At 42.1% G+C, this 26,974-nt stretch carries 25 protein-coding genes and 1 pseudogene; 10 read left to right on the forward strand and 16 right to left on the reverse strand.

Annotated elements, in window-relative coordinates; translation table 11 throughout:
- Positions 1-5 precede the first annotated feature (5 nt).
- Positions 6-965 (forward strand): N-acetylglucosamine kinase, encoded by a 960-nt coding sequence (locus tag V7K61_RS23210; RefSeq protein ID WP_335056884.1) that lies wholly within the window; start codon positions 6-8, stop codon positions 963-965.
- A 26-nt stretch (positions 966-991) separates the two neighbouring features.
- On the opposite strand, the gene V7K61_RS23215 is transcribed toward V7K61_RS23210, so the two are convergent.
- Positions 992-1,732, reverse strand: a complete 741-nt coding sequence (locus V7K61_RS23215) for a dienelactone hydrolase family protein (protein WP_335056886.1) — start codon at positions 1,730-1,732, stop codon at positions 992-994.
- Positions 1,733-2,111: 379 nt separating this feature from the next.
- Here V7K61_RS23215 and V7K61_RS23220 point away from each other — a divergent pair, with 379 nt between their 5' ends.
- Together V7K61_RS23220 and V7K61_RS23225 are read left to right on the forward strand one after the other, a co-directional pair.
- Entirely contained in the window at positions 2,112-4,226 is a 2,115-nt protein-coding gene (locus tag V7K61_RS23220; protein WP_335056888.1) for a tetratricopeptide repeat protein, read from the forward strand.
- Positions 4,204-5,787, forward strand: a complete 1,584-nt coding sequence (locus tag V7K61_RS23225) for a DUF2357 domain-containing protein (protein ID WP_335056890.1) — start codon at positions 4,204-4,206, stop codon at positions 5,785-5,787. Before V7K61_RS23220 ends, V7K61_RS23225 begins: the two co-directional genes overlap by 23 nt.
- Before the next feature lie 353 nt (positions 5,788-6,140).
- Here V7K61_RS23225 and V7K61_RS23230 read toward each other — a convergent pair whose 3' ends face one another.
- Entirely contained in the window at positions 6,141-7,403 is a 1,263-nt protein-coding gene (locus V7K61_RS23230; protein ID WP_335056892.1) for an FGGY-family carbohydrate kinase, read from the reverse strand.
- A gap of 200 nt (positions 7,404-7,603) precedes the next feature.
- Between V7K61_RS23230 and psaM the strand changes: the two genes are divergently transcribed.
- Positions 7,604-7,693: a photosystem I reaction center subunit XII gene (psaM, locus tag V7K61_RS23235; RefSeq protein ID WP_040630342.1), complete on the forward strand. Its 90-nt coding sequence runs from the start codon at positions 7,604-7,606 to the stop codon at positions 7,691-7,693.
- A 326-nt stretch (positions 7,694-8,019) separates the two neighbouring features.
- Entirely contained in the window at positions 8,020-8,430 is a 411-nt protein-coding gene (locus V7K61_RS23240; protein WP_335056894.1) for a hypothetical protein, read from the forward strand.
- Between the two features lie 225 nt (positions 8,431-8,655).
- On the opposite strand, the gene V7K61_RS23245 is transcribed toward V7K61_RS23240, so the two are convergent.
- On the reverse strand, positions 8,656-9,375 hold the full coding sequence (locus V7K61_RS23245; protein WP_335056896.1) for a tetratricopeptide repeat protein: 720 nt from the start codon (positions 9,373-9,375) through the stop codon (positions 8,656-8,658).
- A 405-nt stretch (positions 9,376-9,780) separates the two neighbouring features.
- Here V7K61_RS23245 and V7K61_RS23250 point away from each other — a divergent pair, with 405 nt between their 5' ends.
- Both V7K61_RS23250 and V7K61_RS23255 read left to right on the forward strand, forming a co-directional pair.
- Positions 9,781-10,245: a hypothetical protein gene (locus V7K61_RS23250; protein ID WP_334900525.1), complete on the forward strand. Its 465-nt coding sequence runs from the start codon at positions 9,781-9,783 to the stop codon at positions 10,243-10,245.
- A 6-nt stretch (positions 10,246-10,251) separates the two neighbouring features.
- Positions 10,252-10,803, forward strand: a complete 552-nt coding sequence (locus V7K61_RS23255) for a glutathione S-transferase family protein (protein WP_334900527.1) — start codon at positions 10,252-10,254, stop codon at positions 10,801-10,803.
- A 69-nt stretch (positions 10,804-10,872) separates the two neighbouring features.
- Here V7K61_RS23255 and V7K61_RS23260 read toward each other — a convergent pair whose 3' ends face one another.
- The 6 genes from V7K61_RS23260 to V7K61_RS23285 all read right to left on the reverse strand — a co-directional run bounded on the left by V7K61_RS23260 (position 10,873) and on the right by V7K61_RS23285 (position 14,709).
- Positions 10,873-11,364 carry a YajQ family cyclic di-GMP-binding protein gene (locus tag V7K61_RS23260; RefSeq protein WP_012411046.1) on the reverse strand — a complete coding sequence of 164 codons (492 nt, stop codon included), beginning with the start codon at positions 11,362-11,364 and terminating at the stop codon, positions 10,873-10,875.
- 106 nt (positions 11,365-11,470) lie between these two features.
- The gene (locus V7K61_RS23265) at positions 11,471-11,869 is read right to left on the reverse strand and encodes an MAPEG family protein (RefSeq protein WP_334839732.1); all 399 of its coding nucleotides are present in this window, start codon (positions 11,867-11,869) and stop codon (positions 11,471-11,473) included.
- A gap of 87 nt (positions 11,870-11,956) precedes the next feature.
- The gene (locus V7K61_RS23270) at positions 11,957-12,460 is read right to left on the reverse strand and encodes a hypothetical protein (RefSeq protein WP_041565591.1); all 504 of its coding nucleotides are present in this window, start codon (positions 12,458-12,460) and stop codon (positions 11,957-11,959) included.
- An 84-nt stretch (positions 12,461-12,544) separates the two neighbouring features.
- The gene (locus V7K61_RS23275; protein WP_335056898.1) at positions 12,545-12,961 is read right to left on the reverse strand and encodes a PadR family transcriptional regulator; all 417 of its coding nucleotides are present in this window, start codon (positions 12,959-12,961) and stop codon (positions 12,545-12,547) included.
- A 41-nt stretch (positions 12,962-13,002) separates the two neighbouring features.
- Positions 13,003-13,464 carry a GIY-YIG nuclease family protein gene (locus V7K61_RS23280; RefSeq protein WP_335056900.1) on the reverse strand — a complete coding sequence of 154 codons (462 nt, stop codon included), beginning with the start codon at positions 13,462-13,464 and terminating at the stop codon, positions 13,003-13,005.
- A 150-nt stretch (positions 13,465-13,614) separates the two neighbouring features.
- On the reverse strand, positions 13,615-14,709 hold the full coding sequence (locus V7K61_RS23285; protein ID WP_335056902.1) for a phosphotransacetylase family protein: 1,095 nt from the start codon (positions 14,707-14,709) through the stop codon (positions 13,615-13,617).
- A 325-nt stretch (positions 14,710-15,034) separates the two neighbouring features.
- Between V7K61_RS23285 and V7K61_RS23290 the strand changes: the two genes are divergently transcribed.
- Positions 15,035-15,589 (forward strand): pentapeptide repeat-containing protein, encoded by a 555-nt coding sequence (locus tag V7K61_RS23290; RefSeq protein ID WP_335056904.1) that lies wholly within the window; start codon positions 15,035-15,037, stop codon positions 15,587-15,589.
- Between the two features lie 297 nt (positions 15,590-15,886).
- Here the strand turns inward: V7K61_RS23290 and V7K61_RS23295 are convergent, their stop codons facing one another.
- The 7 genes and pseudogenes from V7K61_RS23295 to V7K61_RS23325 all read right to left on the reverse strand — a co-directional run.
- Positions 15,887-16,264, reverse strand: a complete 378-nt coding sequence (locus tag V7K61_RS23295; protein ID WP_194045060.1) for a response regulator transcription factor — start codon at positions 16,262-16,264, stop codon at positions 15,887-15,889.
- A gap of 106 nt (positions 16,265-16,370) precedes the next feature.
- Entirely contained in the window at positions 16,371-20,123 is a 3,753-nt protein-coding gene (locus V7K61_RS23300) for a PAS domain S-box protein (RefSeq protein ID WP_335056906.1), read from the reverse strand.
- A 13-nt stretch (positions 20,124-20,136) separates the two neighbouring features.
- Complete coding sequence (locus tag V7K61_RS23305) at positions 20,137-22,095, reverse strand: ATP-binding protein (RefSeq protein WP_335056908.1); 1,959 nt, start codon at positions 22,093-22,095, stop codon at positions 20,137-20,139.
- Entirely contained in the window at positions 22,082-22,297 is a 216-nt protein-coding gene (locus V7K61_RS23310) for a hypothetical protein (RefSeq protein ID WP_335056910.1), read from the reverse strand. The genes V7K61_RS23305 and V7K61_RS23310 overlap by 14 nt, the downstream gene beginning before the upstream one ends.
- A 406-nt stretch (positions 22,298-22,703) precedes the next feature.
- The gene (locus tag V7K61_RS23315; RefSeq protein WP_335056912.1) at positions 22,704-23,204 is read right to left on the reverse strand and encodes a fatty acid hydroxylase; all 501 of its coding nucleotides are present in this window, start codon (positions 23,202-23,204) and stop codon (positions 22,704-22,706) included.
- 908 nt (positions 23,205-24,112) lie between these two features.
- Positions 24,113-24,292, reverse strand: coding sequence for a CopG family transcriptional regulator (locus V7K61_RS23320; RefSeq protein WP_335056913.1), 180 nt, complete (start codon positions 24,290-24,292; stop codon positions 24,113-24,115).
- A gap of 165 nt (positions 24,293-24,457) precedes the next feature.
- Positions 24,458-24,781, reverse strand: a pseudogene (locus V7K61_RS23325) (thiamine pyrophosphate-binding protein); the annotation flags it as partial.
- A 353-nt stretch (positions 24,782-25,134) separates the two neighbouring features.
- On the opposite strand from V7K61_RS23325, the gene V7K61_RS23330 reads away from it, so the two are divergent.
- Entirely contained in the window at positions 25,135-25,827 is a 693-nt protein-coding gene (locus tag V7K61_RS23330; protein ID WP_335056915.1) for a haloacid dehalogenase type II, read from the forward strand.
- Between the two features lie 255 nt (positions 25,828-26,082).
- On the forward strand, positions 26,083-26,952 hold the full coding sequence (locus V7K61_RS23335; RefSeq protein WP_335056917.1) for a DUF5895 domain-containing protein: 870 nt from the start codon (positions 26,083-26,085) through the stop codon (positions 26,950-26,952).
- The last annotated feature ends 22 nt before the right edge of the window (positions 26,953-26,974 follow it).

Consider the following 26,974-nt stretch of genomic DNA (forward strand, 5'->3'; position numbering starts at 1 on the left):
AGTTTATGAGTTATGTTTTGGGAATAGATGGTGGTGGTAGCAAGACTGTTTGTATCTTGATGGGTGATTTGTGTCAAGTGCTAGGTCGTGGTGAAGCAGGGCCATCTAATTATCAAACTATAGGTATTGAAGCAACTTTACAATCTATTCAATCAGCAATTCATAATGCGGTTGAGGCAGCAATAATTACAAATACCGTGAAGATTGATGCGATATGTCTGGGTTTAGCTGGTGTAGGTCGTGCAGCAGATATAAAAGTAGTAAAAGGTTTAGTTGATGAGTTGCAGAATAAAAAATCTCTGCCTATTAATTGGGTCTTAAAGCCAGCGAATATTGTCATTTGTAACGATGCTTTAATTTCTTTAGTTGGCGGAATTAGTCAGCCTGTAGGAATTGTGGTTGCAGCTGGTACTGGTTCGATAGTTTTCGGACGAAATCATGAAGGACATACTAAGCGAGTCGGCGGCTGGGGGTATATTTTAGGAGATGAAGGTAGCGCCTATAAAATTGCGATCGCAGGCATGAACGCAGCATTAAAATATTATGATGGACGGCAAATATCAACGAGTTTGCTAGAAGGTTTCAAACAACATCTTGATTTGAAAAGTATAGAAGATTTAATAGAAGTAGTATATCGCCGAGAATGGGGAGTTAAACAGATAGCTGCTTTAGCACCAGTTGTAGATTTTGCAGCAGCATCAGGTGATATAGTAGCGAATCTTATAATTGAGGATGCTGTAAAAGAGTTAGTAAAAGCTACATCTACAGTAATTCATGCAATTTTTAGTGCTGACTCAGTTTTAGAAGTCGTCACAACAGGAAGTGTGTGGCGTGGTAGATGCAATATCCATGAAAAATTTGCAGCGTCTCTTGTTAAGAATTTTCCTAATGTAAAGGTGATTTTTCCGAGGTATGAGCCTGCTTATGGTGCTGGGTTATTAGCGTTGCAGACAACTCAAAATTGACGCGAAGAAAGCAATAATATAAGTTTTCAATCTGCAAATATGCGCCCTAAAAAAGTTATTATTTCAGACCAAGCTGCGGTGGTAGCACTAGAATCATAACGATAACCGTCGTCGCGCATGAATGTATGTTCTGCTTCATACAAGAAAACTTGGTGAGGTATGTTAGCGTTCTCAATTGCTTTTATTATGATTTGGCGATCGCTATCTGGTATATGAGGGTCAAGAGTACCAAACACCATTAGCATCTCGCCTTTGATTTCACTCACCCTCTGGATTGTATCGGCTACCTCTTTACCAAGTTTACCACTGGGAATCCCAGTAGGATAACAGCAAACACAAGCCCGAATTTCGCTTTGAAATGCTGCGCGGAAAGCTAAATGTCCACCAATACAAAAGCCGAGAGTGCCTATCTGATTTGGAGAAACCGCACTCTCTGTTTTCAGAAATTCAATCACAGCCAGGCAATCGGCATCATAATCAGCTACCGAGGTTCGACGCGCATCGTCATTACCCCGCATCCGTCCCAGATCGTCTGGCTCAATTACTAAACCAACTGGCTCAATTCGGTGAAAAATTTCTGGCGCTGCTACTACATAGCCGTATCCTGCTAAGTAGTTAGCTAGACGAATCATTGCATCACCTAACTGATAAATATCACTGTAGAAGACAATACCAGGGTATTTTCCTGCTGTTTTGGGAGCCGCAACATAAACACGCATTAAGCTGCCATCTACTCTTAACTCAACGTTGCGCTTAGTGATTTGCACTTTTTTGTCTCCGTGTTACGCTTGCTGTCATTAGCTTCTACACTATAGCGCCGCAGCATCCGGTTACTTTCAACTCGCAAATTGGCGTTCTTTTATCATTACTGCGATCGTTTAATATCACCAGTTGTTAAGAAGTTTTCTGAGGTAAAAGTAATTTTTGTGAGGTATGAACCTGCTTATAGTGCTGGTTTATTAGCGTTACAAAGGTTAGTGGGGGAAGCGGAATGAAAAAGTGATCGCATTTTAACAAAGAAACGAACCGCAGAGGCTCAGAGAACACAGAGAGGTTAAGAGTGCGATCGTATTTCTAAACTAGTGAAGTAGTTGGATCTTGTGTAATATGTCACAATAATAATTTTAGTTATCGTTATCAGGCCAAATGACAGAAGTTTTTGTAAATCCAGAATGCCCATTTTCATTAAAAAGTCTTGACCTTCTTGCACAATTGAATAAACATTCAAATAAAAGAGATTTTTATTTAAAAAACCAAGAAGATTACAAAAACTATATTGAGCAGCCATTAGAACAACTATACCAGTTTGTAATTGCTCAGATATCAGGGGAAATAAGAAAGCTAATCAATACAAATGTTGTTTTAAAACCTAATTTTAATACTCCCGGTTTTGAATATCGATTATTTTTAAAACAAACAGACATTGAAATTAATAAGGCTCAGTTTATTATCCAAATCCAACAACAATCTTTCTCTTTTGGACTATACATTTCTGATAAAAGTAAGGACAGGCAAAAATTTATTAAAAACATTCAAAATAAACCAAAAATTAAAGAAATTTTACTCCAAAATATTCGATTATCAAATAAATTTTCTCTATTTACTGAGTCTAGTCAATCGATTAGTAGGATTAATCGTTTAGGTGACTGGTTAAGAATAGTAGCTCGACAAAATAGCGCTACTAAGAAAATTATAGTATATGGAGCTATCCGATTAGAAAATATATTAACTTTTGACTATCAACAGCTAACTAATGAAATAAAACAGGTATTGGAAGAAATTTTTCCTCTATTTTTGGTGGCAACGTATGATGACCCAATCACAGCTATTAAACAATATTTACATCAAACTAATATAATATATGGTAAAGTTTGCTGTCGAATAGGATTAAATAAATATCAAGAAGGAAACTATCAAGATGCTATTAAACAATTTGACATAGCTCTAGAAGAAGCTCCCAATTTAGCTGATGCTTATCGATATCGAGGAAAAGTAAAAGCTGAATTAGGATATACTGACGACGCTATATCTGACTATAATTATTTACTACTTATTCAACCTAAAAATTACGAAATTTACGATGAGCGAGGTCAGATTTACTATAATCTTGAAAATTACGAGAAAGCCATTGATGATTATAATCAATCTTTACATATTAATCCTAACTTCGCTTTAGCCTATTACCATCGAGGACTTACCTACTTAAAACTTAAGAATCAGCAAAAAGCTCTTGAGGATTTATGCAGAGCTACAGAATTATTTGACAAGGAAAAAGACGTGGATAATTACGAAGAAGCGCAGCGTATCCTTAAAACTATTTATCCAGACTATTCTGAACCTTTGTTTACAGAGATTAATCAAAATATCCGCTCTAAAGGTCTACGTATTTCTGAAAGTGTCTTGCGACGCTACCACTTAGCTCTTAAGACGAGAAAATTTGTAATTCTTTCAGGAACTAGTGGGACTGGCAAGACTTGGCTTACCAAAGCTTACGCTGAGGTAGTAGCGGCTGAATACCTTTTAGTTCCTGTGGCTCCTAATTGGACTACTAACGAAGATTTGCTCGGCTACTTCAATCCAATGGACAAAGAATACCATTACACTGCGTTTAGCCATTTTTTAGAAAAAGCAGCCCAAGAGTATGAGCAAGCTCAAACAGAAAAACGCACCCCCAAACCTTACCATTTAATCTTGGATGAGATGAACTTAGCACGGGTAGAGTATTACTTTGCCAAGTTTCTCTCAGTGATGGAAGTTAGGATGCGTGAAGGACTAGCCCAAATTGAACTTGCATCGGAGAAACAAGTTTTGTTACCACCTAACCTTTACTTTATTGGCACAGTCAATGTAGACGAAACTACTCATAATTTTGCTGACAAAGTTTATGATAGAGCGCAAATGATAGAACTTGAGGTTTGCCGGAATGATTTATTTGAGCATTTGGGTGAAGTTGAGTATCGTGAAATTTTAATGGAAGTTTGGGATAATCTGCACCTAGTAACCCCATTTGCTTTTCGTGTTTTAGATGAAATCAATAACTATGTGAATGAAGCTAAAGTTTTAGGTATTTCTTGGGAAGAAGCTTTAGACGAACAGTTGTTACAGAAGATTCTGCCCAAACTAAAAGGTGCTGATGATAGGGTGGGAGAAGCCCTTAAGGCATTTGTCGATATTGCTGAAAATAAATTTAATCTAAGCCACGCTAAAGCTAGCAAAATGCTAAAAACATTTGAACAACATGGATTTACCTCCTACTTCTAAAGTGAGTTTTCTTAGCCGCGAAGGCGAGATTATAGATGCTCCAAGTGAGTGGCAACCTGCTTGGTTGGAAGTTCATGTACCTCAAGAAAAATTACAACAAACACGGCTTTGGCTTCAAGATAAAAAACTCCCACTCTTGGTAATGGATTTGAGTGGAAAGTTTCGAGTATTAGCTGAGTGGCCTCGCTCAAACCCTGGCTACTACCGACTGCGGCTTGAGTATCAAAATCAGATTGAGGAACACACAATTGCGGTTTGGCCTCAGAAAATTAGTCGTGAAGCTTTTGCTCAGATGCTAGAGGATCTCGATTCTCGTCTGCCAACCTCAGTAGTGATAGGCTTACAGCGTACCGGGGCTTTAGCTGGTCTGAAATTACCACAACTAGGCGAAACTACTTTAGCTCAGGAATTAGTTCGCTTACGTCGGGCTATTAATGGCACAGGCAAAAGACCAGGACTGAGTGAGATTTTGAGTCAACTTGCTCGCAATCCTCATCAAATCCTCAAAACTAATGAAATTTGGGTTCGGCAAGATCAAGTCCGCAGACCTCCTCTTGGTGGGCTAGTTCAAGCTTTTTTTCGAGGGCATAATTTGGATGTGAGTGGAAGACCAATTCGCGTACCGGATGTCCGAGTTGAGCATACTGTTGATGTTTATGAGAACCAGTTGGTTAGGTTATTTTTTGAGCTTGTCAATCAGAGACTTAGACGAATTCGGCAAGCTGTTGAAGCTGACCCTAAAGGTAAGCCTTTGGAAGAGATTAAGTCTCTGTTTTACCAATTAAAAAAGGCTCGTCAACAAGCAGCTTTTCTGGATGAGGTGAGTCAGCCCAAATATTTGCCCAATCAAATTACGATGGTTTTGTTAAACCGTCCACTTTACCATGCTGCTTTGGAAGGCTATCTGGAATTCATCAGAAGTCCTGCTGTGCGTTTGGATGATTCAGACCTTGATGCACCTTTGGAGAATCTCTACAAACTTTACCAAATTTGGGGAACTTTGTGGATAATTGCAACACTACTAGAAGTAGCTATAGACAAAGGATACAAAGTTGAAACCCAGGGTTTAGTTGCTAGAGATAAAACGGGAGTCTACGTCAGAATTTTACCCAATGGACAACCAGCATTAGTTTTAATTCACCCGCAACACAAGACAAAAATTAAGTTAATTCCTGAACGAAGCTATGGCAAAGATGGAGAACTGCAAAGCGCCAGCGTTACATTGCGCCCTGATGTAGCAGTAGAGATCAAACTAGCTAATGGCTCTCAACAAGTCTATTTATTTGATCCCAAGTACAAACTTGAGAGTGAGTCACTGGAAAACACAAGCAACGAAGGAAAGCCTAAAAGTGTTGATATTCAGAAGATGCACACTTACCATGACGCTATCCAAAACAGAGAAGGTAGGCAAGTAGTTAATTATGCTGCGATTATTTACCCTGGCTCCTATGTATCTCATTCCAACGCTGAAATTGAGGCTCTTCCAGCTTATCCTGGGGCTGAAAGTATCCTACAGGAGCATCTGCGTCGCGTGCTAAATAAAGCCCTTGAAGTTTCCTGACAATGAACCATCAGACTTATGATGTCGGACTTGACGAATCCGGTAAATGGCATTCATGGCTTTCTTTTACCATCACTGCGATCGCTTAATATCCCCAGTGAAAGTTTGTCATGTTTGCCTTAATCCACCCATTAATTATTAGTGTAGGCTAGTTATAAATCATACCAATAATTAGTAAAGAGGACAGATGACATTCGCTTGCTGCGAAGCACCCATCCCCGAATAGCTGCCCAGATGATGAACCTGGAATCTATAGTCCGGTATCTAATCATCCAAGTATCGTCCGAGATATGTCGATTGTCACTGGGATAGATACTGATTTAAAAGATATCTACCAAAAGATGCACTGTTTATTAACCCCTTTTTCTCTCTCCCATCGCCAACAGCGCTGTCCCGTAAGCCGCTTCTGTGTACATTGACGCGACTACAGGAACCTGCAAATGACGCGCCCTAATCGCAGTCCAATTTTCATTTGCCGCGCCACCGCCGGCGGTATAAACACGGCTCAACTTGTCTGCACCCATTTGTTGTAATAATTCATACCCTCGCGCTTCTATGCGGGCAATGCTTTCTAACAACCCATGCAAAAATTCCACTGGATTATCTGGGCGTGGTTCCAAGCGTGGGCGTAGATTGGGATCGTTAATCGGAAAGCGATCGCCTACCTTCAATAACGGATAATAATCTAACTCGCTGGCTTTTGATGCATCAATTTCCCGGCTAAGGCTGGCTAACTCAGCATTTGTGAAAAATTGCTTTAGTACTGCACCTCCAGTATTAGAAGCACCACCAGTCAGCCACAAATCACCCAGGCGATGGCTGTAAATCCCATATCTGGCATCTTCTACACGGGTACGACTTAATAACTTAAGTACCAACGTTGAACCAAGGGAAGTCACAGCTTCACCGGGTAATTTTGCGCCACTGGCGAGAAAAGCGGCAATACTATCAGTTGTACCTGCACACACCAGACAATCACGGCGTAAACCGAACTTATCCGCAATTTCAGGACGCAATTGGGCAATCGGAGTCCCAGGAGGTAAAACTTTGGGTAGCTGAATCGGTATTTGCAGCTTTTCTAGCCACTCTGGGTATTTCAACTCTTCCACGTCATAACCCAGCTTTAAAGCATTATGGTAATCGCTAATACCCAACTGTCCATGTAGGAGAAACGCCAGCCAATCTGCTTGATGCAGGAAATATCTAGCTTTACTAAAAGAGGGTTGTTGCCTCATCCACAAAAGTTTAGCTAGGCTGGAGGTGGCACTCAACACTGTATGATTGGGGGGTGCGATACTCTTCAAATGCTCTAGCAGCAATGATCCCCGCGCATCGTTGTACAGCAATGGTGCATCTACAGGGTTGCCAGCGGCATCCACCAGCAAAACGGTGGAAGAAGTCCCATTGATGGCGATCGCTTTAATTTCTCGCCGCAATTGCTCAGGTATTTGTTCCACCAACGCAAACAAAGCCTCCTGCCAAATTTTTGGCGTAATGGCATCTGGTGAGTCGTGGAAGGGATATCGCACCTCTGCCTGAATACAAGAGGCTTCCTCGTCAATCACCACAGCGCGTGCGCCAGATGTGCCGAAGTCGATACCCAGATATAAATTCATAATTTTTATAAATTTTTTTAATGGAGAATAAATAAGGACTACTGACAAATAACTGCTTTTGTTGCATCTTGTAACAAGATATTCCACAATCTTGGCAAAACAAGGAAAAGTAGTAAACGAACTGTTCAAAATCTATTCAGGTTAGGAGGTTTTCAGCCATGCCTATCTTAGATACTCTGTACATCGCTCAGATATCTTCCATCTCAGATACTCAAGTCTACATCGCTCTAGTTGTAGCCTTGATCCCAGGAGTTCTAGCTTGGCGATTAGCCACAGAACTTTACAAATAACGCTCCGATGTGACACAGTTAAAAAGCTAATAATCCTGGCAGTACGGGGTGCAATTTCCAGATTTTATCGCTTTATGCCATAAAATCTGGAAACCTTGCACTTACGTAAGCCAGGTTATTTTTTAACTAATGCGACACTTGTAGCTATTTCAAAAAAATGAAGTAATATGACAGCTAAATCAAGCATTCAGGAGTGCTGATATCTGAGTACTGAGTGCTAAGTGCTGTTAGCGGTAGCGGGGCGTTTAGCCCGTGCTGAGTTGGAAATTTCACTCAGCACTCCTGATAGTACTTCCCTTCACTAAGCGAGGTTATTTTTTAGCATCATGAACGCGATTCAACCATCTAGACCACCGTCACAACCTATACAAAAACGCCGTGTCACTCCTCGACCAAAGCGGCATCTTCGTCAACGTTCTTACCAGGTGATGGCACTGGAAAGCACAGCCAAAATAGCGGTCAATCTTGTGATTACAGCCGTTGCAGCATCTGCTTTAACACAACTCTTGCCTTATCATTGGTTACAGCAAGAAAAATTGCGAGAAATGAGTACTGAAGTTAAGCTGATGGAAGGACATGTCAATGGTTTGCAGGCAGAATTTAGCCGTAACTTCGATCCGCAAGAAGCTAAGATTATTAGACAACGGCAAGGATACCGATTCGATCCAAGCCAGCGTCAGATCGTGTTGATGAATCAAGATCGCCGAGAAGATGAGTCAACAGACTCGTCACCCTAAGACAAATGGCGAATTTGGGATTATTTAGGTTTATTGTGATTCAGGCTACGTATAAATCGGGTGTTAATTAATATTATTGCTAATAAGTAATGGTTAATAGCTAATTTTTAAATAGCTATGTAGTTATCATCTATTAGTCATTAGCTATACAGCGTCACTAAACTCTAGTTCAAAATTAATCAATTATTTTGAATTTTGAATCCCCCAGAATAAATAATCTACCAATTAGGACGCTGATTGAGATAGTAACTCGTCTAGCCAATTTTCGAGTTGTAAACGCAAGCGACAACCAGTAATATCCTTATCATTGTCGAAAGAGGGCAGTTGAGTGAGGGCGCGACGATAATCAGCGATCGCACAATTCCAGTCACCCCAAAGATGGTAAGTTCTGCCGCGTTCAGCCCAGATATGACCTTCTAGTTGACCGAAAAGCAGTGCTAGCTCAAAATTCTCAATTGCCTCCTCGTATTGCCCTAAATCACGCCAGGTAATACCTCGGTTAATCCACGCCCGGACATAGTGAGGTTTCAAATTAATTGCTCGATCGTAGTCGGTAAGTGCTGTTGCTAACTCTCCACAAGCAGCATAGTAATTTGCCCGATTATTATAAGCACTAGCCAAAGAGGGATTAAGTTTGAGGGCGGTATTATAGTCGTACAGCGCTTTTTGCCTTTCGCCACTTTGGAAATAAATTAGCCCTCGGTTGTTGTAATCAACAGCATTGTGGGGATGGCGGCAGATTAGTTGGGTTAAAAGTGCGATCGCTTCAGTATAATCTCCTTTTTGAGCCAACCTCAAAGCACAAGAGCGCAAGTCGCTATCCCCAAAAATAGATTCACTGCGATCGTTTTTCCTCCGCTCTTGAAGTTTGTTTGTAGTATTTATAACATACTTGTGTCTTTTACTTTGCTGGTCATCGTCAGCTAAAAATGAGTGAATATTCATCTTTACCTACATTAAATCCCTGCTTTGTGAAATAAAAGTCTAGTTTTTTCCGTTGGTGGTTTTACCACTGTGTCTATTCTTAAGGTATTTATGGTTACTTGGAAGCCATCTCAAGACTGAATTTAACTACTCGCACCAGTAGAAATCTACGCCTTAAATCAACAATTGCTCCTCAAACCTATTCATGGATACTTGATCCCGAAGGCAAATTCCAGAAATAGCAGACGTTAAATCTCAAAGACTAGTCAAGTAGTGAGAGCGACAAATTGGTAGAATGCCAACAAGCTGTTCGTTAAAGAGGGAACTGGGAACTGGAGACTGGGAACTGCAAAGAATTCACTACCCCCTCTCTCTCCATGCCCAATGCCCCATTCCCCATATTCAATTTTTTTGAGAAATTTCCCGATGACAACCGCAACTTCTTATCCCAATGCCCCTGATTTAGCAACCGATGATTACATTGTCATCGGCTTGGCAACCTGCTTCGTCAAAGAAGATGGAGAAGTTTATCAAATCGAAGTTATAGAACCGATTCCCTCTGCGGCTTTGGAAGCGCTGTTAAAGGGCATTCCTACCTCCTATAAGCTGGCTCATGCCACAACTTTAGGATCTATGCTGGATGACGATTCACCACTGCTGCCAGATGGCTTCCCAGAGTCGGCTCAATTTGGAGAGGAATTTGTGCCACGGGCATTTGCAGCAGCTCGCACCTACAAGCGTCGTGAATCTGCAAAATCTCTGATTCCATTAGGTACAAACTACACTGAATTTAAGTATTCCATTGAGCGGAAACGGGTGTTAAACGCCGCTAGAGTTGTCACCAAAGAAGACAACGTTAAACAGCATTCTCATACTCACAAAGTGCTTTAAGTAATTATGCTAAAACTTTACGGTGGCGCTCGTAGTCGAGCATCAATTGTTCACTGGTATTTAGAAGAATTAGGAATTCCCTACGAATTCGTCAAGCTTGATATGCAGGCGGGTGAACACCTCAAGCCTGAGTATTTAGCAATCAACCCATTTGGTAAAGTTCCAGCAATTGTTGATGGGGATTTTCAGCTTTGGGAATCTGGGGCAATTTTGCTGTATCTTGCCGATAAGCATAGTAAAACTCCACTTTCACCAGAAGAACGTGCTGTATTTTCCCAATGGGTTTTGTTTGCTAATGCTACCCTTGCTCCAGGGATTTTTGGAGAAGAGAATCGGGAACGGGAAATGCCCCGCTTGTTGACTCCCTTAAATGAAATTTTCAGTAAGCAACCTTTTTTACTTGGCAATGAGTTCACTGTTGCTGATGTGGCAGTGGGGTCTATTTTGAATTACATTCCCATGATACTGAAGCTAGACCTCAGCCCCTATCCAGCGGTGTTGAACTATATGAAGCAGCTATCTGAGCGTTCTGCATATCAAAGAAGTATTGGCGGATGAGCTTAAAATAATTCGTAATTCGTAATTCGTAATTCGTAGTTAAATTTTTAACTACGAATTACGAATCTTTTAACGATAATTTGTAAATTGCAAAGCAACTGGGTAGTCTTCTTGTTTTAGCCGCTGCATGACAACTTGCAAGTCATCTTTAGATTTGGCAGAAACCCGCACAGCATCCCCTTGAATTGAAGCTTGTACCTTTTTGAATTCATCCCGAATCAATTTGGAAATTTGTTTGGCGATTTCCTGACTTATGCCTTTTTTGAGTTTGATTTCTTGACGCACGCGATTACCACTGGCTGATTCAACCTTGCCAAAATCAAAGATTTTTTGGGAAAGGTTACGCTTGGCGGCTTTTTCTCGCAGAATAGTGTGTACAGAATCTAAGGTAAACTCGCTGTCAGTACTAACGTTAATGCTTTCTTCAACTAACTCCACAGTAGTTTCAGTGTCTTTGAGGTCGTAACGACCTTTGATGTCTCGTATAACTTGATCGACAGCGTTAACTAACTCTTGTCGGTCAAAGTCGCTCACAATGTCAAAGGAAAAAGTAGAAGCCATAAAACATTTTGGATTTTAGATTTTGGACTTCGACTTCGCTCAGTCGAACGATTTTGGATTGAGTATTGGGAAAACTCTTTCCCATTCCCCAGTTCCCATGCCCCAATTAACTAGTAGCTTGGATGATGCTCAAGAAAAAGAGAGTGGCACAGCTAAAGATGCCAATGGCAAACATCAGTGATCGCAAAAGGGGTATATTCAAAATATAAAAAATCGAGTATAGGAAACGGGCCACCACAAAAGCGATCGCAGCTACTTGGGCTGTAAAAGAATTTACACCAGTTACATAAGCCATCAATGCGGCTGCGGCAAATATCATAAACGCTTCAAAGGTGTTCTGATGTGCCCAAGTAGCCCGTTGGGCATAAGGTGGCAATTTATCAAACAGGGCGCGAGGAGTAGAAAGCATTTCAGGCCCAATACGCGCACGGGCATAAGCTACTAGCAAAAATGGCACATAAATGAGACAGGCAGCAGCAGCGATCGAGTACAAAAAAATTATCATTACTTATTAGTCATTGGTTATTAGTCATCAGTCATCAGTCATTAGTCATTAGTCAAATACAAATGACAAAAGACAAATGACAAATGACTAATCAAAGTAGAAAAGCGTCACCACTTTTCTTTGTTCTTCTGCATCCTGACAAGTTTGTAACAGGGTGCGGCTGTCGTGAAACGCAAAGCAGATTAGTTGCTGGCAACGAGAAACAATCTCCTTATTGCACAAGTAACTAGCTTCCGCCAGAGACAGATTATCATTACTGGGATTTTCGACTAGATGCATTACCTGTTCTAGTTGCTGGCGCGATTCCAAAGGCTGGCGTTCCAGGCTTTGGGGTAGAATCACCGTCAACAAATTTGCATCAGCCCGGGTTGCTCCCTTGATGGCCGCGGAATTTGTACCTGTAGCACCAGAAGTAATGATTCGATTACCCGATAAAACTAGGGCATAAGTCATCATTTCAATAAGATTCTGATGCGTTATCGGGACGTGACGAGAACCTAGCAAAGCAATTCTTTTAGAACCTGTTTGCTGGATTGTCGCCAATTCTTGGGCTAATGTATCGAGGTTAATAAGGTCTGTTGATTGGCTCAAAGATGGAGATAATCAGACTAAACGACCCAGATATTTTACCAAACAGCGTGTAGATGCGAAGAAAACTTAAGTTAGACATTGCGACTATTTTTCGATTGTTTGGTTTAGTAACTCCATTACTTGGTTACACCAGGCTAGCCAATGTGTTTCATAACTAATGCCATTTAGGAGAGTTAAATATTGAAATTTGCCTGATTCTGGCAGTTCTTGCGGATTCTGAAAGTAATGCTGTTCTAAGTTATGGTACGTAGACAATTTTTTTTGATGGGCTTTTTGGTGATTTTCTAGCTCCGCCAAGATAATTTCCTTAGGAACAATATGGCTAGCAAAAATTTTAACCAGTAAATCATCTTTAATTGGTGTGGGTTCACAAGGTTGAGCAATCCACTCTTTGAGGTGCTGTTCTCCCAAGTCTGTAACGCTGTAGAGTCTTTTATCCGGTCGTCCTGCTTGAAGAATCGACTCGGAACTGATCGATCCTTGATCTTCTAGCTTCGCCAACTCCCGATAAATCTGCTGGTGACTTGCTGACTAGAAAAAGCCTACAGAGCCATAGAGCCATCGAATCGTTTTGCTAAATCATACCCACTACAGGATGCGTCAACCAGAGCCGCTAATATTGCGTGCGCTAATTTGCTACCTTGTATTTTTATCGGGCTTGTACTTTGGTTGGCTTTGTGAAGATAAGAAAAAAGTGTATTGCTTGATGGCAGTTGTTCGTTTAGCTTTGGCTTGAGTGCATAAATCAACTTGGCCTCAAGAGTTTTCAGAATGGAAGGATCTACGCATTGTAGCCAAGCTAACTTGACATTTCCCAAATCAATGAGTTCTTTAAATCTATGATGTGATATCCAACGACGTGCAAGATCAGCAGTTCTGCCTATGTAGAGAATTTCCCCAGAACCAGAAATCGCAAAATAGATGGCCGGACAGTCAGGGAGATCAGCTTTTTTCTCCAATGGAAGTGAGGGTAGTTTCAGGGGATCAATTGCCGTTAAATCCATTTTCTCCTAGTTCCAGTGACTTCTATAGCCATCACTAATAAGACCCCACTGAATTCTTACTTCAGTAGCTTCAAATCATCCGGGATTCGATCCCGGATGATTTACTCCTTCTGTCTCCTGCCTCCTGCCTCCTTCAATACACTCATGAATCTAAGACAATGCCGCTGCGGGAGTTAAACCTAGTTTGGATAACAAGCGGTCAATGTCAAAATGCTCGGACATCAACTGACGAATATACTGAACCTTAATCGGCTCGTGGACACGGACTTGACCAAAAGTGCGGTCAACAATTCCGACAGTAGTCAGGGTATCTAAGTCAACAGACAAAATCGGTATTTCTAGTTCTTCAGCACGACTGAGAATGAACGGCGGCGGGGGTAGTTGCCCGGTGAGAATTAAACATTGGGTAGAAGTTTCCAAAGCCGCTTGCTGAATTTCCACGCGATCGCCTCCTGTCACCACTGCCATATTTCGGCGTTTGCGGAAATATTTCACAGCTGAATTGACATTCATCGCTCCAATTGCCAGACTTTCTACCAACAAATCCATGCGATCGTTGCGACAGAGAACATCAGCCTTTAACTGTTTGACTAGTTCGCCAACACTCACACTGCGGAGCAAATCGCTGTTTGGCAGCATTGCTAGCACCGGAATACCCTGCTGTTCCAAAAATGGTAGTATGAGAGTCTCAACTGCTTCTAGTTGGGTGACAGGGATATCATTGATCACAACTCCAATCAAGCGATCGCCCAGACGCTGTTTTGCAGCCAATAGCGCCTCAACCGAAAGCAAGGATTTATAGCGGCTTACTAACAGCACACCAGCATCCAATACTTCAGCCATTTGCAGTAAAGACAAGTCAAACAAATTGCCTTCGGACAAATCACCAGGCCCTTCCAGTAACACCAAATCTCCTTGAGACTTATGTAAATATTGCTGTATTAGGGACTGCTGATAATCGGTTTTGTCTTCCCCCCGTAAGCGCTTTTGCACATTTGGTTCATCCAAAGCCAGCATTGTAGGTGCAACGCGGTTTTCCGGCAAATTGAGGCTAAGAGCGATGAACTGGACATCTTCCTCAATTACGGTTCCACTAGACGAATTAAAACACGTACCAAGTGGTTTACCGTAGGTAATATCCAGACCTTTTTGCTGTAGCTGATGAGACAAACCCAGAACAGTTGCAGATTTACCGCTGTAATTCTCGGTCGATCCAATCAGCAAATATTTAGGGGATTTTGGCACACATGCACTCCTAATTTCAAAAGTCAGAAGAACCCAGCTAGGTGTTTCCTAATTCTAGTTCCTTCTGGCAAAAGCCTCTCGCTCTCACAAATTAAGCTTTCCCAGAATTACCTTCTGAATCAGCAGGGGCAGAAGAAAGGTTTTCTTTCCTTGTGTCGGCTCTGCTAACCTGTACGCCTACCTTGAAGATTTGTCATTACCAACAAATACCAAACTAAATATCTAAGAGCTTCGTTGCTATGGAAGGGTTGGTAGGCTCAAATAAAGTGTTCCACAGATTGAGTGGGTTATCTTTATACGTGTTAGTTGATGCAAGAGGTAAGTTATGGAAGTTGAAGAATTGCTGGAAAGGTATGCTGCTGGAGAGACAGATTTTAGGGCGGTTGATTTGAGCCTCAGCGATTTGACTGGTGCTAATCTCAGTGGGATCGACCTGAGTGAATCCGATTTTACTTATACTGATTTTACCAAAACTAACCTCAGTAGGGCTAATTTGAGTAAGAGTATGATGATTTCCGCTACCTTTGAAGGTGCTGACTTGAGTTATGCCAACTTGAGTGGTTCCGATTTGACTGAGTGTATCTTCAACGACGCTAACTTGGTTGGGGCTAATTTTAGTGGTTCCGAAATGTTCACCGCCGTTTTGAGTGGAGCCAACCTGAGTGGAGCCAATCTCAGTAATGTGGGTTTGAATGTTGCCGATTTGGTTGGTGCTAATCTCACCGACGCTGATTTGAGCGGAGCTTCTCTCAACAGTGCTAACATCACTGATGCTAATTTGACTGGTGTTAAAAATGCCAACATCAGTGGAGCTATTATATACACCGCTACTACTAGCCCAGATGGTAGTGTTGTTCGTAGTCGCCAAATTTGTGAATGAAGAATAAGTGTTCTCTGTTGAAGACTCTTGGTTAATCTTCGTCTCAATAGTTTTCTCACTTATCAAAGGTGCGGATAGCTTCGGAATAGCGGATCAAAATTAGATGCGATCGCAGCTACTTTTAATAATTTTAAAAAATATTTAGTTCTATCTAAAAAAACCTGGAGATTAAAAGTCATAATAGCCTAGTTGCAGAAGCAAGTTATGCCCATTGCGGATGAATTAGCATTACCAAGTACTGCGATCGCCTACGTTAAATTGGAAGCGAGCGCAGATGAAAATAATTCCTAATTTTCCTCAAAAACCCAACACCTGCATTGATTTTTCAAGAACTTCTTTGGGGCGGAATGGTTTAGTTAGATATAAGTCTGCACCAACCTCAATTCCTTTTTGTTTATCAAATTCCTGTCCCTTAGCTGTCAAAATTATAATGTAGATGTCAGTCATTTGCAGGTCGTGTTTTACAATATGGCAGACTTGCAGACCATTCATTTTAGGCATCATCACATCAAGAAAAACCAGGTTTGGTTTTTCAGTTTTAATAGTTTCGAGAGCTTCTTCTCCATTTCTAGCAGTTAAAAGTTCAACACCCTCATCTTCTAATGCTTCTAAGGCTTGTTCCATCAAAATCAAGATATTGGGTTCATCGTCAACAATTAGAATTTTCTGGGTCATAGGGATTGGGGGGATTGGGGATTGGGGACTGGGAATTAGGGATTGGGAATTAGGGATTGAGGATTAGAAGAATTCCTTACCAGTTCCCAGTCCCCAGCACCAGCGATTACTGTTCTGACAGCATAATAAAAAATACATTTTCCAACTCCTTCTCAAACCGGAGGGTTTTCACCAAATCGGCTTCTTGAGAGAAGATAGAATCGATGATGATCATGTCAGGTTTGGCTGACAAGGCTTTATAAATGCATTCTTGCGGATTGGAGGCTTCAATCACGCTGTATCCCTGAGTTTGCAGTACATCTGATAGGGTTTTTAAGGCTGATGCATTTTTATCTACAACCAATACCTTTTTATTAGAAGTGCCTTGGTAAAGCAGTGAGCCAATTTCGCTAAGGAGTTTTTCTGTATCAATGGGTTTGGTAAGATAGCGATCGATGCCAATGTGGTAGCCCCGTTCTTTGTTTTCAATAATTGACAGAATGATAATTGGAATGTCTGCGGTCTGGGGATCGTTTTTGAGAACTGCTGCCACATCAAAGCCGTTGATTTGGGGCATCATCACGTCCAAAAGAATCAAATCGGGACGGGCTGTTTTGATTTGATGAATTGCATCCATGCCGTCTTTAGCTTCTCGAACATTGTAGCCTTCGTTTTCCAGTTGTTGACGGAGCAGTTCCCGAATGTTAGCGTCATCATCTACAACCAAAATGGTTTTACGGTTTTGGTTCAGCACCGCATTTTTGGTGATGACGTGTTCTTTAAGTTGTTTGACAAGCGTATCCAAATTCAGATTAGCAGTGGTTTTTTGATCGCAGGCGTAGGTGGGAATAATGAACGAGAATATACTGCCTTTACCTGGTTCACTTTCAACCCAGATTCTACCGCCGTGATGATCGACGATTTGTTTACAGATGGGCAGTCCTAACCCAGTGCCTTTGGGTTTGTCGGTGAGGGTGTCGCCAACTTGGCGGAATTTCTCGAATACTTTCGGCTGGTCTTCAGGTGCAATCCCAATACCCGTATCGATGACGCTGATGCAAACACCGTCATTTCCTTGTTTGACGCGGCAGGTGACACAACCAGATTCGGTAAACTTAACGGCATTAGAAATCAGGTTGATTAGAACTTGCAATAGACGGTTGCGATCGCCTACTATCTGAGGCAGTCCAGGTTCAATCTCGCTGACCAACTGCAAGCCATTGCTTTCAAATAACCCGGCGGTAGAATTGGTTGCCCAATCGAGTAATTCGCTGGGATCGATCGGCTGCATCTGCCATTCCACCTTACCTGCTTCCATCTTGGCGATGTCTAGAACATCGTTAATCAAAGACGTGAGCCGTTCTGCTTCCGACACAATAATGTTGAGATTGTCAGCCACCCGCTTAATCGTTTTCTGAAGCTTACGGTCTTCGGTAGAAATCATTGGGAACACATCGGTTTCCAGCTTTTCTTGAATGATGGACGCAAAACCGAGGACAGAAGTCAGTGGCGTCCGCAGCTCGTGGGAAACTGTTGAGATGAAATCGGTCTTCATCTGGTCGATTTCCTTTTCTGCCGTCACATCCCGAATCAGCAGCGCCGAACCGAAGCAGGCAGAGGGTTCTGAATCTGCTGTTTTTTTGAAAATGGCGGTGGCCACTGCCTGACCAATGCGTTCCTTCGTCAGTACAACTTCGGCAGAGAAAACTTCTCCGGGATGGGACTGAGTTCGTGCAACCAGGTCTGCTAAACCAGATATCGGCAATTCTCGGTAGTGACCATTGAGGGCGGTAGCTGTCAATTCATACATGGCTAAAAAGGCAGGATTGAAGTGGGTAATTTGTCCTGTGGTATCTGCCACTAACAAACCATCTGCTAAGTTATCTAAAATGGCATTTAATCCCTGTGCTTCTGCTAGGGTATTTTGCAGGGCAGCTGTCCGCTCGACAACTCTGCCTTCCAGTTCTTGATTTAGTTGCCGCAGAGCGATTTCTGCTTGTTTACGGGCAGTGATGTCAGTATTGATTTCCAGCACCGCGCAAGGCTGATGGTCGATGTCCCGTTGCAACGTCCATCGACTTTGGACGATAATCAGTTTGCCATCATGGGTAAGATGTTCCACTTCTCCTTCCCAATTACCTTGTTCTAATAACTCTGCGATAATTTCTTCCTTGGGCTTGAGAAAGGTTTTTTTAATAAAAGCGTGAATGCATTGGTCTTTCACTTCCTCCCGCGTCCAACCGTAGAGTCTTTCGGCACCCTGATTCCAGTGAGAGATTTTGTCGCTCATGTTGCGGACGATGATGGCATCGCTGGAATGATTCAACATATCTAATAAACGCTGATTTTCGGCTTCTGCCTGTTTGCGATCGTGAATATCAGTACAGGTACCAATCCATTCGCGAATGCTGCCGTCATCTTCGAGGACGGGGGCACCACAGACAGAGAAGTAGCGGTATGTGCCATCTTTGCCACGCAGCCGATATTCGGTTTGGTAGATACCTCGGTTTGCCACAGCAGCATTCCAAGCTTCTGTGGAACTGGCACGGTCATGGGGGTGAATTGGATCGAGCCAGCCCCAACCCTCAACTTCAGCTTCGCTCTGCCCCGTATAGGCCATCCAGGTGAGCATTTCCCTGCTTATTCCCAGTCCTTCTGGGGTAGCTCCCCAGATGATCTGTGAAGTAGCAGTTACTAAGGAGCGATATCGTTCTTTAAGACGTTGATTTTCGGCTTCTGCCAGCTTGCGATCGTGAATATCGGTGCAGGTGCCAATCCATTCTCGGACGCTGCCATCTGCTTCTAGCACGGGGGCACCACAGACAAAAAAGTGGCGGTAGCTGCCGTCTTTGGCACGAAACCTATATTCGGTTTGAAAGAGAGTCCGATTCGCCACAGCATTACTCCAGGCAAGGGCTGTGTGGGTACGGTCATTGGGGTGAATCGGATCGAGCCAGCCCAAACCCTCGACTTCAGCTGCACTCTGACCTGTATACGCTAACCAGGTAGGCATTTCACGGCTCACCGCCAATCCTTCAGGTGTAGCCACCCAGACAATTTGTGAACTGGCAGTTACCAAAGAGCGAAACCGTTCTTCGCTCTGTTGCAGAGTTTGTTCTGTTAGCTTGCGATCGTGAATATCGGTGCAGGTGCCAATCCACTCCTGGACGCTGCCATCTTCTTCTATAACGGGCGCACCCCAGACCCAAAAGTAGCGATACTTGCCATCCTTGTCACGAATTCGGTATTCGATTTGATACATACTCTGGTTTGCCACGGCAGCACTCCAGACTTCTCCGGTATAGGCGCGATCATCAGGATGAACGGCATCAATCCAGCCCCCATTCTCAGCTTCAGCTAGACTTTGACCTGTATAGGCTATCCAGCTTGCCAGTTCAAAGCAAATTCCCTCTGGTGTGCTTACCCAGATAATTTGTGTATTAGCTGTCACCAGAGAACGGTATCGGGCTTCACTCTGTTTCAGTATTTGTTCGGTATCTTGGCGTTCCTGCTGGACGCGTCGAAGGTAGCTGATGTCCTCTACACTACACCAGATCAGTCGCTCTCCATCTTTCTCAATCATCTGTCCAGAAATCCTCACCGGAACCAGATGCCCGTCTTTGTGAATTAACTCCCTTTCAAATGGGCCGTAGCGACCAGTTTGCTCTAGTTTCTCTAGGGTAGCTTGGTCAGTGACGGCATAGTTTTCAGGAGTAATCTGGCGATCGCCCAGATTCAGGGTTTCTGAAACAGTTCGCCCCAAAATGGCAGCATAGGCGAGATTGATGCTAATTAGCGTCCCATCTGTTCGGCATAGTGCTAGCCCAACAGGACATTGTTCAAATAGCTGACTATTGTATTCATCAAGTTGGTTAAACATGGTTGAGGTTTATTTAGTGGCGTATTTGGCTAGGATTAGAACAACAGAACCAAGACAACAAAGTGGCATAAAGCTTTAACGAAATTGGGTGGTGTTGAAACATTTGGTAAAGTTGATCGGGTGATGCACCTTCCACATCTGGACTGTGCTGTGAAAGTCGCTGGATTAGTTGAGTGTGGCGGATCAGCAGATCCGTTGGTTTGAGCTTTGGAGCTGTTGATGGAATAAAGCCGTCGGTATCGGAAGTAAGGAATGATTCCGTTGTGGGAGTTGGCGAGGCAGAGGTACAATTCTGTTCTTCAGTAGCATCCACCAATGCACAATTTAACGGAATCTGAATCCAGAATTCTGTGCCTTCACCTGGTTGAGAACGACATTTGAGCATTCCCCCATGTTTGTCTACAACAATTTGGTAGCTGATTGCCATGCCTAACCCGGTTCCCTTACCAATATCTTTCGTGGTGAAGAAGGGATCGTAAATGCGGCGAATTACTTCCTCCTTCATGCCAGGCCCGTTGTCGGCAATGCGAATTACAACGCACTGTTGGTCAATAGCTCTGGTACGAATAGTTATTTGAGGACTACTTCTGACTCCTGAATTTTCTATACCTTCTTCCAAAGCATCAATGGCATTTGCCAGAATGTTCATAAACACCTGATTCAACTGTCCGGGATAACATTCAATCAGGGGAAGTTTTGCATAGTCTTTAACAATTTCAATTGCCGGACGATGAACATCTGCTTTCACGCGATGGTGAAGAATCATTAGCGTTCCATCGATACCATCATGGATGTTCACGGCTTTCATTTCAGCTTCGTCATGGCGGGAGAAGTTTTTCAGGGATTGGACAATTTCGACGATGCGACCTGTGCCCAGTTTCATCGAATCTAGCAGTTTGGGGAAATCCTGCATAATAAATTCCAGGTCTATATTGTCTAACTCTGATTCCAGTTCTGGAGGAGCAACAGGTACGAATTTCTGATATTTTTCCAGCAAGTGCAACAAGTCTTGCGCATATTCGGCAACATACTTCAAATTGCCGTAAATAAAATTAACCGGGTTGTTGATTTCGTGGGCAACTCCGGCAATGAGTTGCCCAAGACTGGACATTTTTTCGCTTTGGATTAACTGAGTTTGAGCTAATTGCAACTCATGGAGAGCTTGCTGAAGTTTCTGTGTTTGGGCTTTCGCCTGGACGGCTGCTTGAGTGCTTTGCTCGTAAAGCACAGCTTTATCAATGGCGATCGCTGTTTGAGAGGCAAAGATACTCACCAGTTTCAGGTGTTCAGCCTTGTATGAGTCAGTTTTGGAGGTTCCAATGGCGATCGCTCCCAGTACCCGCTCCTTGGCTCGTAACGGTACACAAATCATTGCACTAACGTTTTTTTGCCCCTCTAACCGAGGATCGGCTTGCACATCATTGACAAGTTCTGCTCGGTTGGATTGCACAATGTTGCCAATAATTCCCTTACCCGGTTCCGGCTGATTATGGTCAAAAAACACTCCAAATTCGGCAATGATTTCAAATGCAGTTGCATCTGGACTCAAAAGTAGAATCATCCCCGCAGATGATTCAATTAATTGACTCAATTCTTGCAGCACGAGTTGGGCAATCTGTCGCGTATCTAAACTTGTTGTCAGTTGAGTTGAGATATCGTCAAACAAATCAATTTCCTGATATCGCTCCAGCAATTCTTTAGCGAGTACTTTCTTCTCAGCTTCCTGCTTTGCCAGAAATGAGAGCAAAGTCGCAAGTAGAATTGCCTGTTCTCCACCAACAACCCAACCGATGATATCTCCTGAAACCTCGATTGGATAACGGTTTTCTACAGTTTGCTCTCCAATGCTAATCAGTTTCGTGCCGTCTACCAGTTCAACATCAATGGCGACGTTGAACTGGTAGATTAAGTTATGAAGGAGAGATGGCAACTCTTTTTTGTTGAGCATCTTTCTGAGGCTAACTGCGGACATGAAACACCTCATCTAGAGCAGGTTGCGAATTTCTGGCAATTAGTGTAAGTGTGTTCGTGTAGCGTCTCGCAGAGAAACCTACACCGCATTCCAACTTTCTGCCTCCTACCTCCTGCCTCCTGCCTTTTTCACCGTAGCTATCCGTACCCCTTCGGATAAGCAAGCTACACCCAGCATTTCCAGAAAAGAGAGGAATTGTCATAAAAATCTAGGAATATAATAATTTACTAATTAAGACTAGTTTTCCCAAAAACATTGGCGATATAACAGCGAAGTTGAGCGGTAGTAAATACCTTTAAACTCCCTATCAGAGGCATCCTTCCGTCTGTGTAACTTGTTTACTTTTTGATGAGTTCTCTAAAAATATAAGTAAAAATTTTAGGTATTAAACAATCTATAGGTTTAAATTATAATTAGTTGATGTCTCTTATTACTACTATTCGTAAATTGGGAATCAGCACTTCGACAAGCTCAGTGTAAAACTTTTTTGAGTATGTGGGTGAGCGCATTTATGAGATTGGAACAATCCCCTCTAGTGTATAAAAAGAAGCTGCGATCGCAGCTTCTTTTGGTAATTTTAAAAAGTATTTAGTAAGCGCTAGTTTTAGTTATATCCGAGAATCGCGAAAACGAAGTCTGAGTAATCGCAGCCAGCGCAACCACATTTGTGCAGGTTGTTCAAAGAAGGTGAAAATATCGCCGAAACCTAAATTAGTTTTGTGATGATGTAACCAGTGTCTCTCAGGAGTGGTAATAAATAGAATTTGACATAAGATATTTACAGGTTTTGGAGTTTGCCAACCCAGTACACTTATGTGTCTCCACCATACATGAAACTGACCAAGCAGTAATCCAAAGATAACGCCAATGGGAGAGAAAGACCACAAGACTACTGCTACGAGTACATAAGGTAAAGCTCCCAAGATACCATCTAAAAGAACCTGGGGATTAAAAGTCAAAATAGCATAGTGGCGGAAGTCCTTCTTCCAGGAGTGGTGCGTTTTTAAATGAAGGCTACCAAAAACGTGCTCGGGTACGTGATAAAAGAATGTAGATAGAAAATCGCCAAAAAACAGTAATAACCAAGCAACAGCGATAGCCTCAAGCATTTGTACTCCTCAAGAATAGTTAAGAAAACTCCACAGAAAATATGCAAGTCTCACGCTGTGGGCATAGACACCTAGTTTTCCGCCACTTAAAGCAGCATCTGTGCGTCTTATGTGTCTACGCTCCAGCTAATTTGGCTCAGAGTATATGTAATTGGTTTAGTTGCAGTTTCTATGAATCTCCAATCCTTAATGCAGTAATCAGCAACTCGTAAGAACCTCCAATTTGACTTTTAACTCTGGGTTAATGGTATCAATACATCTAAAACCCGATTGGAATACAGTATTTTGCTATAGTTACTACACAATCTTCTTACTAAGGCATACAGCGTAAGCAAAGGTTGAGTTAAACTTAGTACAAATTTAGGTTAAGGCTTTCTACAATATTGTTAATTCTAAATTTATTGCAATTAATCTTCAATTATGACTCGATTTAGAATGATATAAATAGATATTCTGCCAATATTAATTGAGTTATTGAGGTGAATTAAGCAGATTTATATTTGAATTGAAACGCTGTAAAATTTTGCTCGTCTAGAATTAACTAGATGCCAGATATATTTTCTGTAAATCGAGTAATAATATCGCTCTAAACCTGCACTTTCAATGATGAGTTAACATTGAAAAGACAGGGTTAACAATTCAAAATTCAAAATGACGCGCTCTACGTTCGCGCAGCGTGTCGAAGACAGACGCTAAAAGCTACGTGGACTCGCTTGCCGCCGGCGCTAACAAAATTCAAAATTAAAGACATTTTGCCTACGGCACGCTGTTTGCGTTCAGACGGGGATTTAAACCCATTCTTCTGGTAAAATTGGAAACCTTTGTCCAAATCTGTAACACCTTCTACTTCAGCTAGAACTCTTCTGGACTGGCGCTTTTCAGACTTGGCGTCAACGTTGAGCAGCAGATCAAGGCAAAGCTTGAACGAGTTCTCGAATCACGTCTATTGCTAGTTTGCCTGTCTGTTCGCAATACTTTTCAAGGTTTTGGGCTTCATCTGATGTTAAATTGATAGTGATTCGCTTAATCGCTCTTTTTTGACTTGAGGTTGTCAAACGGGGAAATTTAAGTGCAGCAGTTTTATTCATTGATTGATAAGCTAGATATATACAAAACTTTCTTGATCAAGATTGCCAATTCTGAGTTGTCTTTACCAGTGAAAATCGAGATTTTGAGATTGAACTTAAGCTTTACGCCCCGAAAATATTACGGATAATACGAGGTATTAAATAACTAGTATCATACGTAATAAAAGCGTTGGCGATCCCTGGATCGGTTGTAGCGAATACCACAACTGGGCGATCGCTAGCAAAATACGCCTCAATGGCTGCAAAAGCAGATCCAGCTTCATGGCGAAAGTGCAACACCTGGATGGAACTTTGATGTCATGCAGCCCACACTGGCGCGATCGCACCGACCGATACACCAAAGGCATACTGTACTCCCATATCTTCCAGGATTTTTACCACTGCTTCCGCTACCGACAAAGTTTCGGATGCCTTGCTATGAGATGGCTGTTTACTTGAGTTTAATTCTTTAGTGGTATTCGCTTGTGTATCCTGAAATTTCACATCCATACAAACTATACTTAGGAATAATTTCCTTTCTGGAATAACTATTATCCCACACCTAAGCTTAGTAACATTGTATTATCAATGTAATATGAATTTGTTTGGATAACGGCTATACAACTTCGGTTAGCACTGCTTTCTAACGCAGGTATAACAGTAAAACTACCTTGGCGGTTCACTTTGCCAATCTTTGAGCAACCTATAAGTTCCGCATTGCCCTGAAGAAAAAATGTTCAGAGACTTCAAGAACAGTGGATGTGGCGATCGCCTGCGGGGTGCTGCGCCAACGCGGACGACTTCATCCGTCTTTTAGTTTGTGAAAACTGAACACTATTAATCAAGATCGGGAGTATAAAAAGGTGATTGAATTAAATCAGTATAAGGCTTTAACTTTCGATTGTTACGGAACCCTAATTGATTGGGAAAATGGCATCTTAGGGGTGCTAAAGCCACTTCTGCTGGCACACAATACTAATTTAGATGACGAGCAAATTCTCGATATTTTTGCTGAATTTGAAGCAGAACTCGAAATTGGAGAATATATCAAATATCGAGAAGTTTTGAAAAGAGTAGTCCAGAAATTTGGTGGACGATTTGGCTTTGAGCCAACTGCTGACGAACTAAATTCACTTGCCAATTCGATTCAGCATTGGCTGCCTTTCTCCGATACAGTTGAGGCACTTAGAACTTTAAAGCAAAAGTTTAAGCTGGTAATTATCTCAAATGTAGATGACGATCTCTTTGCTTTCTCGGCAAAGCACTTGGAGGTGGAATTTGACGACATAATCACAGCAGAACAGGCAAAAAATTACAAACCCTCCTTCAACAACTTCAGACTGGCTATTGAGAGAATTGACTTGCCACTAGAGCAGATATTACACGTTGCCGCTAGTGTATATCATGATATCGTGACAGCCAAATCTTTGGGATTCTCAACAGTCTGGGTAAATCGTCGAGCAGAGCAAGGCGTTAGTGCGAACTTGCCAGCAGTCACTCAACCTGATTTAGAGGTGCCTGATTTGAAGACTCTCGCTGCTTTAAGTTCACAGTAATTTGCTGATTTGAATTTAACCACGAGAGGAACAAAAAGTAGATCGTATTTAGATAGAGAGATGCCAAAGAAAGAATTTGTTGTTAAAAAACTAAACAGGGATTGCAACATAGATTGATTCTGTCTTACTCTAGAAAAAATACTACGTCAGTTTAATGTTCTTAAACTTTGGGAACCACAGCATATAACTGGCCTTCCTTACCTGTGCGCCCTGCCGATAACCTTGTTCAATAAAACACTTTGATAGCCTAAAACGATGAAAGCATCTGCTAATTTTGACTTTGAAGACGAGAAATTCAATGCACCGCCTTCTCAAGTCCTTCCCTGGTGTCAGATGATTAATCCTCGGTATGGCACAGATGGTATACAATCTCACGGTTTGGCGATTAAGCTGGATAATGCCAATGCTGTCGGCTTTGTGCCAGATGATAATTGGCAGCAAGTTGAGCATGAATTTAGCTCTGGAGTAGAAACAGTCTTTATTAGCGCTACTCCACGCTTGGTTATAGTGCGTCGGGGGCCATTGTCTGTTAAAGACCGGGAAAGTGGTCTAAAACTGGGTACGCTCAAAGATAATTATGATGCTTTTTTGGCCGACAAACTTAAATTTAAAACCTTTACTCGCTATCTAATTTTTATAGTGGGTGAGAATAAAAAGTTTTTACACGAATCACCACTACAACTAACTCTCAATGGTGCAGCCGGAGCGAGTTTCAGCAAAACCTACTGCGAATATCAACAAGGCAGAGTAGTAAGTGGATTCGTTGCTGAACTAGAAAAAGCTTATGCTATCTACCGCAAGCAACCTTTGACACCAAAAGGGCCTTTGTTCCACGCTCACGGGATTTTTTGTCCCATCATTGAGTGTGAAGAAAGAGGTATTGAACCAAATACAGTTTTGGTAGCTTCAACTGTGGACTATAAACATCCCACAGTAGGGACTTTAACGCAATATTTAATTGCTTCCGATGCTCTTGAGTCTGCAATGATTTGTAAGACTTTTGAAGAATACAAAGATTTTGGCAAGGAACCTGTAAAATCAGAAACTCCTAAATTGGCAATGGCAGGAGTTTCCAACTCTTACGTTTATGCTGATGAAGATGATTTTGCTTATCCGCCGTATTAAGGGGAGTGAGGAGTTATGAGTG

The sequence above is a fragment of the Nostoc sp. genome (assembly GCF_036918015.1).
GTDB lineage: Bacteria > Cyanobacteriota > Cyanobacteriia > Cyanobacteriales > Nostocaceae > Nostoc.